Raw genomic sequence first — 2,500 nt, 5'->3', positions numbered from 1 at the left:
TCATTGGGTTAGTAGGATGCTACAAGGGGTTATTTACCGGGAATAATTCGGCATCTCTTGGTAAATCAGTCACCTCTTCGGTTGTAGTATCAATTACATTAATTGTGGTTTGTGATGCTATCTTCGAAATTTGTTTTAGTTTACTCGGATATCGATGAAGCCCGATGTTACTAAACAACCCGTGATTGAGGTTAGGGACTTAGGTCTTAGTTATGGAAACCGCACTGTCTTGGAAGGAGTGTCTTTTGATGTCACGAAAGGTAGTTGCTTAACAGTTATGGGGGCTAGCGGTTGCGGTAAGAGTACCTTACTCAAAGGGATGACTGGATTACTGAAGCCAGTCAATGGGCAGGTAATGTTTGATGGGGTTTCAATGTGGGGTCATGGGCAACTTCCTCATGATACGGTCTTGAGTAAATTTGGAGTTTTATTTCAAGGTGGTGCTCTGTGGAGTTCAATGAATCTTCTCGAAAATATCTCCTTACCATTGGAGACTTTTTCGCGGCTGAATAAGCAGGAAATTGAAAGTATGGCTTCTTATAAGCTTAGCCTTGTTGGTCTCTCTGGATGCGAGTTCTTATACCCTTCCGAGTTAAGTGGTGGCATGCAAAAAAGAGCAGGCCTTGCTCGTGCATTAGCGATGGACCCTGAGATACTCTTTCTCGATGAACCCTCTGCAGGGTTAGATCCGATTAACTCCAGTCAGTTGGACGAATTAATACTTGAGCTCAAGGATTCTTTGGGGATTACCTTTGTGGTAGTCACCCATGAGTTGGATAGTATATTTTCGATTTCAGATCACTCTATTTTCTTGAGTAATCAATCAAAAACCATACTCGATCAAGGCAAGCCGGTCGGATTACTTGAGGGAAGTAGGCTTGAGGAGGTTCGTAATTTCTTAGGCCGTAGTTCAAGAAGGAAGAGTAAACAAAGCGGATGAGTCTTGGATTGCGGTTTAATGATTCTTCAAGATAGAATATTGTAGTATTATGAAATTTGCCGCAAATAGCACCCTGGTTGGCGCCTTTACCCTTGGTGGTATAATGATTTTTGCAGGCTTCCTTTTTTTCACTGGAGGTTTATCAAGTTGGAGGGGTAATAATGAGCGTTTTGTTGTCGTTTTTAACGAGAACGTTTTCGGTTTAAACGAGGGCGGAAAAGTTACCTTTAATGGTGTGAAAATAGGCAGGGTTGAGCGGTTTTTCATCGGGGATGCTTTAAAAGATGGACCAGTCCCAGTAATGATTGAAGTTAATCGTAAACTTGTAGATCGGCACAGGGTAAGCCTGGGGAATGAGGTTTTTGACGAGGATGGTTCTTTCAAACCTGATATACTACCCTTATTGGTTGGCCAATTGGTACAGGAAAGTTTTGTTACCGGAATTTTATACATCAACTTAACCACTGACTTCCACCATGTTGATACTAATGGTAGTTTAAGCACCATGTACGGTCATCCTTTGATTCGTAGTAAGGGTTCGATTTTTGCTGAACTTAGTGAAAGCATAAACCTTGAGAAATTAAGCAAGCAAGTAAGCGAGTTTTTAGAAGCAGGAACCGCTCAATTGCAAAATTTAAAAGCAGGGGAATTGAGGAAGTCATTTCTATCTCTCGTTGAAAATTCCAATCTTTTTCTTGATGATTTCTCTAAGAAGGTACTACCGCTTGGTAAGAATTTGGGAGATACTTCGGAGCAGGTTAGGGAGAGTTTTAAGAAATTAGATATCGTGAACCAACGAATGCAAGAAGTCATGGCACCTGATTCTGATTTGCGCTTTGGTGCAGTGAATGCCCTTCATGATCTATCAGAAATGTCCAAATCATTAAAAAGCTTGGCAGATTTGCTTGAGCGTAACCCGCAAGCCCTCATACGTGGTAAGGTTGTTACAGAGGATTAACATGAAGACACCTTATATACTTATAATTCTGACTGTTCTTGCTCTCGCAAGTTGCATCATGCCGGAGTCGAACCATGTGGAGCCTGACTTCTATCTTTTATCCAATACAGTCCTAGACCAAAACCAGTCGAAGATTAATGAAGATCATTCTTTTTACCTTAGGGAAATAGAGTTGCCTGAATATTTAAAAGATTCTCGCTTGGTGGTTCGTCCGACTTCACACACAATTAAATTCAGGGAGGTTGATAGATGGGGCGAACCCCTGGAAGATGGGATTGCTAGAGTTTTAGCGATGAACCTACAGGACCAATTTAATGAATCAAGGTACTCAGTTTTTCCCAATCGAAGGAAAGATGGTTTGCGTTGGGATTTAGCTGTCTCATTTTCATCTTTTGAGAGGATCGCAAACAATCGTGTCTCCGTAGCAGCCAAGTGGTCGGCTAGGGCTGGTAGTGGTACGACTGTTTCAGATTCTTTTTTCTTTGAATTTGCTCTTCCTTTACCGGGAAACGAGTCTGACGAATTAAAAGCCTATAATTTAGCATTGTACAGTTTGTCGAAAAATATCCTTGAAGAACTTTCGACAAATTGAGTCACTTTCA

Annotated in this window: 4 protein-coding genes; all 4 read left to right on the top strand. The window is 41.3% G+C overall.

All coding sequences use genetic code 11. The features are described from left to right. The first annotated feature begins 2 nt into the window (after positions 1 to 2). The 4 genes from ACKPQ4_RS06035 to ACKPQ4_RS06020 are packed head-to-tail and all read left to right on the top strand — an operon-like array spanning position 3 to position 2,490. The gene (locus tag ACKPQ4_RS06035; protein ID WP_407680300.1) at positions 3 to 158 is read left to right on the top strand and encodes an ABC transporter permease; all 156 of its coding nucleotides are present in this window, start codon (positions 3 to 5) and stop codon (positions 156 to 158) included. Further along, positions 155 to 940: an ABC transporter ATP-binding protein gene (locus tag ACKPQ4_RS06030; RefSeq protein ID WP_407680299.1), complete on the top strand. Its 786-nt coding sequence runs from the start codon at positions 155 to 157 to the stop codon at positions 938 to 940. The genes ACKPQ4_RS06035 and ACKPQ4_RS06030 overlap by 4 nt, the downstream gene beginning before the upstream one ends. A 49-nt stretch (positions 941 to 989) precedes the next feature. Then, complete coding sequence (locus tag ACKPQ4_RS06025; RefSeq protein WP_407680298.1) at positions 990 to 1,898, top strand: MlaD family protein; 909 nt, start codon at positions 990 to 992, stop codon at positions 1,896 to 1,898. Position 1,899: 1 nt separating this feature from the next. Continuing rightward, positions 1,900 to 2,490, top strand: a complete 591-nt coding sequence (locus tag ACKPQ4_RS06020) for a PqiC family protein (protein ID WP_407680297.1) — start codon at positions 1,900 to 1,902, stop codon at positions 2,488 to 2,490. Positions 2,491 to 2,500: the final 10 nt, after the last annotated feature.

Source organism: Candidatus Chordibacter forsetii, from assembly GCF_964187505.1.
GTDB classification, from domain to species: Bacteria; Verrucomicrobiota; Verrucomicrobiia; order Opitutales; family Seribacteraceae; genus Chordibacter; species Chordibacter forsetii.
This window is presented reverse-complemented; position numbering and strand designations above follow the sequence as displayed.

Excerpts from the sequence above, each read along its gene's own strand:
- ACKPQ4_RS06030 (WP_407680299.1), top strand. The coding sequence starts at position 155 with ATGAAGCCCGATGTTACTAAACAACCCGTGATTGAGGTTAGGGACTTA.
- ACKPQ4_RS06025 (WP_407680298.1), top strand. The coding sequence starts at position 990 with ATGAAATTTGCCGCAAATAGCACCCTGGTTGGCGCCTTTACCCTTGGT.
- ACKPQ4_RS06020 (WP_407680297.1), top strand. The coding sequence starts at position 1,900 with ATGAAGACACCTTATATACTTATAATTCTGACTGTTCTTGCTCTCGCA.